We start from the raw sequence: 7,004 nt of genomic DNA, 5'->3' as shown, positions 1-7,004 counted from the left end.
CAACCTTCAACAGTTCGTAGGGGAATCGAACCCCTGTTTTCGCCGTGAGAGGGCGACGTCTTAGCCTCTTGACCAACGAACCGTACTCGCTTATAATACACGATGTCTGGAGAAAATGCAAGTGTTTTTTTTGAAAAAAATTTAAAAAATTTCAAAAAGTAGCGAAATTCGCATTTTACTTGCATTTTTTGCCAGTTATGGTATGATGAAACAAACAAATGTTCTAAGAAAAAAACAGAAATACGTTCTAAAAAGAAAGAAAAAAGATTAGAATAGAGAAGGAGAAGGCAAATGAAACAGTACAAAGGAGCCATTTTTGATCTGGACGGAACACTGCTCGACTCGATGCGGGTCTGGGATGACATCGATGTTGCATTTTTAAAGAAGAGAGGACTTGAGGTTCCGCCGGATTATCAGGAGGCGATTACACCGCTCGGCTTTCTGGAGGCTGCCCGCTACACGATCAGACGGTTCGGCTTTCCGGAAACGCCGGAAGAGCTGATTCAGGAGTGGCATCAGATGGCGGTCGACGCCTATACGTATGAAGTGGAGTTAAAAGACGGGGCAGCAGAATATCTCCGCTATTTAAAAGAAAAAGGAATCCGCATGGCGGTTGCTACCTCATCGAGCCCGGAGCTGTATGAGCCGGCCTTAAAGAGAAATGGGATTTATGAGTATTTTAAAGCATTTGTCACCGTCTCGGAAGTAAAGCGCGGCAAGGGCTTTCCGGATATCTACGAGAAAGCGGCTGAAAAGCTGTCTCTTCCGCCGGAAACGTGTGTGGTATATGAAGATATCCTAGCGGGAATCCGCGGCGCCAAAATGGGCGGATTTGCGGCTGTGGGCGTGTATGACAGAAGCGGGGAAGGAAACCGCGCAAAGATGGAGCAGGAAGCAGACCGCTACGTGACTTCTTTTAAGGAGCTGATGAACGGAGGAGATTCTTTCTTCTAAAGAAAATCTTGCTATTCCGGGAAGAAAAATGATATAATAAAATACTGTGCCCCAAAAGGGGACAGACAGAAGTATTTTTAAGAGAAAAAGACAGTAACACATAAGTGAGGATAGAACAGTTATGCCAAAAAAAGAAACGTATGATGCCAGCAGTATTTCCGTGCTGGAAGGTCTCGAAGCAGTGCGTAAGCGCCCTGGTATGTATATCGGAAGTACCTCGCGGAAAGGCCTGAATCATCTGATTTATGAAATTGTAGACAATGCGGTGGACGAGCATCTTGCGGGCTACTGCGACACCATTCACGTAACACTTGAAGCAGACGGCTCGGCGACCGTGACCGACAACGGCCGCGGAATCCCGGTCGGCATGCATGAAAAAGGCGTTCCGGCGGAGCGTCTCGTTTTTACAACCCTGCACGCCGGCGGTAAATTCGACAACAATGCGTACAAGACAAGCGGCGGTCTGCACGGTGTCGGTTCTTCGGTTGTCAATGCGCTTTCCACCTATCTTGACGTACAGGTCAGCCTCGGCGGCTGGGTTTACCACGACTGCTACGAACGAGGTGTTGCCGTACAGGAACTCGATGAGGATGGGCTGCTGCCGAAGATCGGAAAAACGAAGAACAGCGGAACCCGCATCAACTTCCTGCCGGATCCGGAAATCTTTGAGAAAACACGTTTTTCCGCAACAGAGGTCAAAAGCCGTCTCCATGAGACTGCATATCTGAACCCGGCGCTTACCATTTATTTTTCCGATCTGCGCGATGGAAAAGAGGAGCACCTGACGTATCACGAGCCGGACGGCATTGTTGGTTTTGTGCGCGATCTGAATAAGAACAAAGAGGCAATCCACGATCCGATTTATTTTAAAGGGGAATCTGAGGGCATTACCGTAGAATGTGCGTTCCAGTATATCAACGAATTCCAGGAAAACGTGCTCGGCTTCTGTAATAATATCTACAACGCTGAGGGCGGTACCCATATTTCCGGTTTCAAATCGACCTTTACGACGATTATGAACAGCTATGCCAGAGAGATCGGTGTCTTAAAAGAAAAAGACAATAACTTTACGGGATCGGATATCCGAAACGGTATGACCGCTGTTATTTCGATCAAGCACCCGGATCCGCGGTTCGAGGGCCAGACAAAAACGAAGCTGGACAACCCGGATGCGGCAAAGGCCGCCGGAAAAGTAACAGGCGAGGAGATTCCGCTGTATTTCGACCGCAATCTCGAAGTGCTGAAAAATGTTCTTGCCTGCGCTGAGCGATCTGCCAAAATCCGCAGAAGCGAAGAAAAAGCCAAGACAAATATGCTGACCAAGCAGAAATATTCGTTTGATACGAACGGCAAACTGGCAAACTGCGAGAAAAAGGATCCGTCGCTGTGCGAGATCTTTATCGTCGAGGGAGATTCTGCGGGCGGTTCCGCAAAGACGGCGCGTGACCGTAATTTCCAGGCGATTCTGCCGATCCGCGGTAAGATTCTGAACGTAGAGAAGGCTTCTATTGATAAAGTTCTGGCAAATGCCGAGATCAAATCCATGATCAATGCATTCGGCTGCGGCTTTTCCGAGGGTTACGGCAACGACTTCGATATCACAAAGCTCCGTTACGATAAAATTATCATCATGGCAGATGCCGATGTCGACGGTGCGCATATTTCAACGCTGCTGCTGACACTGTTCTACCGTTTCATGCCGGAGCTGATCTACGAGGGACATGTCTATATCGCGATGCCGCCTCTTTACAAGGCAATGCCGTCCCGCGGAAAAGAAGAGTATCTGTACGACGACAAAGCACTGGAAAAATACAGAAAGACACACAAAGAAAAATTTACGCTGCAGCGCTACAAAGGTCTTGGCGAGATGGACCCGGAGCAGCTCTGGGAGACGACACTGAATCCGGAGACGAGACTTTTGAAGCGTGTGGAGATCGAGGATGCCCGTATGGCCTCCGATGTGACGGAAGTACTGATGGGAACCGAGGTTCCGCCGCGGAAAGCATTTATTTATGAGCATGCAACCGATGCAGAGCTGGATATTTAACAGGAAGGACAAAGGAAGATGAAAGAAAAATCAGAAGATCAGATTATACGGACCGAATATTCTGAGGTCATGCAGAAATCTTATATTGATTATGCGATGAGCGTCATCATTTCCCGAGCGCTTCCGGACGTGCGGGACGGTTTAAAGCCGGTACAGCGCCGTACTCTGTATGACATGTATGAGCTCGGCATCCAGTACGACAAGCCGTTCCGAAAGTGCGCGCGTATCGTCGGCGATACGATGGGTAAATACCATCCGCACGGCGACAGTTCCATTTACGATGCTCTTGTCGTAATGGCACAGGATTTCAAAAAAGGGCAGCCGCTTGTGGACGGTCACGGAAACTTCGGGTCGATTGAGGGTGACGGTGCCGCTGCAATGCGATACACCGAGGCGAGACTGCAGAAAATTACACAGGAGGTCTATTTAAAGGATCTCGACAAAGACGTTGTCGATTTCGTACCGAACTTCGACGAGACGGAAAAAGAGCCGTCTGTTCTGCCGGTGCGCGTGCCGAACCTTCTGTTGAATGGCGCAGACGGTATCGCTGTCGGTATGGCAACAAGCATTCCGCCGCACAACCTGTGTGAGATTGTGGATGCGGTCAAGGCCTACATGAAAAACAACGACATCACCGTCAAAGGTCTGATGAAATACATCAAAGGACCGGATTTCCCGACCGGCGGTATTGTCGTCAATCAGGATGACCTGCTGTCGATCTACGAAAAAGGTGTCGGAAAGATTAAAATCCGCGGAAAAGTGGAAGTGGAGAAAGGCAGAAACGGAAAGCAATATCTTGTGATCACCGAAATTCCGTACCCGATGATCGGTGCGAACATCGGAAAGTTCCTGAACGATGTGGCGGGGCTTGTGGAGAGCAAGAAAGCGCCGGAAATTGTCGACATTTCCAACCAGTCCTCGAAAGAAGGAACACGCATCGTGCTCGAATTGAAAAAAGGCGCGGATGTGGAGCGGATCACGAATCTGCTGTACAAGAAAACACGTCTGGAAGATACGTTCGGTGTCAACATGCTCGCCGTGGCAGATGGAAGACCGGAGACGTTAAGCCTTAAACAGGTGATCGAGCATCACGTTGATTTCCAGTTTGAAGTGGCAACCCGCAAATACCAGAACCTTCTCCGCAAAGAGATGGAGCGTCGCGAGGTGCAGGAAGGTCTGATCAAGGCATGCGATGTGATCGATCTGATCATTGAGATCCTGCGCGGAAGCAAGACACAGAAGCAGGTCAAAGAGTGTCTGATTATGGGTGTGACCGATGGTATCCGCTTCAAATCAAAGTCAAGTGAGCGTATGGCAGCACAGCTCTGCTTTACGGAACGCCAGGCAACGGCGATTCTGGAGATGCGTCTGCAGAAACTGATCGGACTGGAAGTGGAAGCACTCTTAAAAGATCATGAGGCGACTGTGGCGAAGATTACGAAGTACGAGGATATCTTAAATCATTACGACTCGATGTCGGAAGTTATTATGGAAGATCTGACGCAGATAAAAAAAGAGTACGGCCACAAGCGGAAAACGGCGATTGAAAATGCTGAGGCGATTGTTCTTGAGGAGCCGAAGGTCGAGGAGATGGATGTTGTCTTCCTGATGGACCGCTTCGGTTATGCGAAGACGATCGATACGTCTGCTTACGAGCGGAACAAAGAGGCTGTGCACAACGAGAACAAATATGTGTTCCAGTGCAAAAACACCGATAAGATCTGCGTCTTTACGGATCTTGGCATGATGCACAGCATCAAAGTAATGGACATCCCGTATGGAAGATTCCGTGACAAGGGAACGCCGATCGACAACCTTGGAAATTACAGCAGCCAGAAGGAGCAGATGATTTACGTCGATGCACTGGAAAATATCAAGAACAATAAGCTGCTGTTCGTCAGCGCGGCCGGTATGGTAAAACTTGTCGATGGATCCGAGTTTGATGTCGTAAAACGAACGATCGCGGCGACGAAGCTTTCATCCGAGGAGGACCGTCTGATTCTTGCCGAGGTCTGCCAGGAGCAGGAGTATGTGGTTCTGCAGACGAAAAACGGTGTCTTCCTGCGCTTCCTTACGAGTGAAGTGCCGGAGAAGAAAAAAGCAGCCATTGGTGTGCGTGGTATCCGTATGGCAGAGGACGACGCGGTAGAGCATGCGTATCTGCTGGCAAGCCGGATGGATTATACGATCACGTATCACGACAAAGAAATTTCTCTGACAGCGAAGATTAAGCTGGCAAAACGAGACACCAAGGGAACAAAGATCCGAGTATAACGCAGAGTTTTGTTTATAACCATGAGAAGCACGCTCCGCGGGTTTTTCGAGAGATCACTTGGCAATAAAAGGACACCTGCCCGATACCAGAACGGTACGGGGCAGGTGTCCTTTTCGCATAATTTTTTAGTTATTTGAAAAACTGTGGGAAGTCTTTCTTGGGGTTCTTCTTTCAATGGCAACGTACGGACGATGATGACCGACATATTTATAAGCCGGACGGATGATCTTTCCTTCGTTGACAAGCTCTTCGATCCGGTGTGCGGACCAGCCGGAGATACGGGAGATAGCAAAGATCGGGGTGTAGAGCTCTTTTGGAAGGCCAAGCATTGTGTAGACGAAACCGCTGTAGAAATCAACATTTGCACAGACTGGTTTGAGCAGACGGCGCTTTTTGGCGATACACTCGCCGGCAATGCGTTCTACAGACTCATAGAGAGCAAATTCTTTCTCGCGGTGCTTCTCAGCGGAAAGCTTCTTTGCATATTCTTTCAGAATCACACAACGTGGATCGGACAGGGTATAAACAGCATGGCCCATACCATAGATAAGACCAGTTCCATCGAATGTTTCACGATCAAGCATTTTGGTCAGGTAGGTGCGCAGTTCGTTTTCATCTTCCCAGTTTGTAACATTCTCTTCAATATTTTCAAACATCTCCATAACCTTCAAATTGGCACCGCCGTGGCGCGGTCCTTTTAAGGAACTTAAAGAAGCCGCAACAGCAGAGTAGGTATCGGTTCCGGAGGAGGAGACAACGTGTGTCGTAAATGTTGAGTTATTTCCGCCGCCGTGGTCTGCGTGAAGAATTAACGCAACATCGAGAACCTTTGCCTCCAGAGCAGTGTATTCTCCATCCGGGTGAAGCATCTGCAGAATGTTTTCAGCCATCGACAGCTCCGGTTTCGGATTTCGGATGATCAGGTTCTGGTTTTCGTGGTAGTGGCGGTATGCATGGTAGCCGTAAACGGCGATCAGCGGCATTTTGGCGATCAGACTCAAAGCCTGGCGGAGGACGTTCGGAATGGAAATGTCATCCGGCTTTTCGTCGTAGGAATACAGGGTCAGCACACAGCGCTGCAGAGTATTCATCATGTTTTTGCTGGTTGCCTTCATGACAACGTCGCGGACAAAAGTGTCCGGCAGCTCGCGGTAGATACTTAAAATTTCGTTGAAATCATTTAACTGCGGTTCTGTCGGAAGAGAACCGAACAGAAGAAGATAGGTAATCTCTTCAAAACCGAAGCGTCGTCCTTCCATACCTTTGATCAGATCTGCGACGTTATAGCCCTGAAAATAGAGACGGCCATCGGTCGGAACTTTTTCGCCGGTGCGCTCATCAATATCGAAGCCGATAACATCGGAAATTTCGGTCAGGCCAGTGAGAACACCTTTACCGGTGGAATCACGCAGTCCCCGTTTTACATCGTACTCAGTGTATAAAGATAAATCAATCTTTCCGGAATCTTTCGTATACTCTACAAGCTGACTGAGCTTGTCTTCCAGATTATCGTATTGCATGGTCATGACAACAGCCCCTTTCTTCCTTTAGTTAAAAACTATACTTACTTTTTTGGCGGTTGTCAATGCTTTTCTTTCAAAACACATTAATTTTTATAAGGAAAAGGGATGGTTTTCCTTAATTTTTGAAAGCAAGGACAAAGTTTATGCATAAAATTTGCGTCAGGGATGTGAAAACAACAAGGATGAAAACGGCAGGAAATCAGTG

4 protein-coding genes and 1 tRNA gene are annotated in these 7,004 nt (G+C 48.3%); 3 read left to right on the top strand and 2 right to left on the bottom strand.

The genetic code is table 11. The features are described 5' to 3' along the window. Positions 1-10: 10 nt before the first annotated feature. Positions 11-82 (bottom strand) — tRNA-Glu (locus tag DWY63_RS13795). A gap of 209 nt (positions 83-291) precedes the next feature. On the opposite strand from DWY63_RS13795, the gene DWY63_RS13790 reads away from it, so the two are divergent. From DWY63_RS13790 to DWY63_RS13780, 3 genes are all read left to right on the top strand, one after another. Next, complete coding sequence (locus DWY63_RS13790) at positions 292-954, top strand: HAD family hydrolase (protein ID WP_117761591.1); 663 nt, start codon at positions 292-294, stop codon at positions 952-954. 121 nt (positions 955-1,075) lie between these two features. Beyond that, complete coding sequence (locus DWY63_RS13785; RefSeq protein ID WP_117802458.1) at positions 1,076-3,001, top strand: DNA gyrase/topoisomerase IV subunit B; 1,926 nt, start codon at positions 1,076-1,078, stop codon at positions 2,999-3,001. 18 nt (positions 3,002-3,019) lie between these two features. Beyond that, positions 3,020-5,275, top strand: a complete 2,256-nt coding sequence (locus DWY63_RS13780) for a DNA gyrase/topoisomerase IV subunit A (protein ID WP_117802457.1) — start codon at positions 3,020-3,022, stop codon at positions 5,273-5,275. A 126-nt stretch (positions 5,276-5,401) separates the two neighbouring features. Here the strand turns inward: DWY63_RS13780 and DWY63_RS13775 are convergent, their stop codons facing one another. After that, the gene (locus DWY63_RS13775; RefSeq protein ID WP_117802456.1) at positions 5,402-6,802 is read right to left on the bottom strand and encodes a citrate/2-methylcitrate synthase; all 1,401 of its coding nucleotides are present in this window, start codon (positions 6,800-6,802) and stop codon (positions 5,402-5,404) included. Positions 6,803-7,004: the final 202 nt, after the last annotated feature.

It is taken from the genome of Blautia sp. AF26-2 (assembly GCF_003460955.1).
Classification (GTDB): Bacteria; Bacillota; Clostridia; order Lachnospirales; family Lachnospiraceae; genus Fusicatenibacter; species Fusicatenibacter saccharivorans.
The sequence above is the reverse complement of the archived record's forward strand: the minus strand, read 5'-3'. Positions and strand labels throughout refer to the sequence as shown.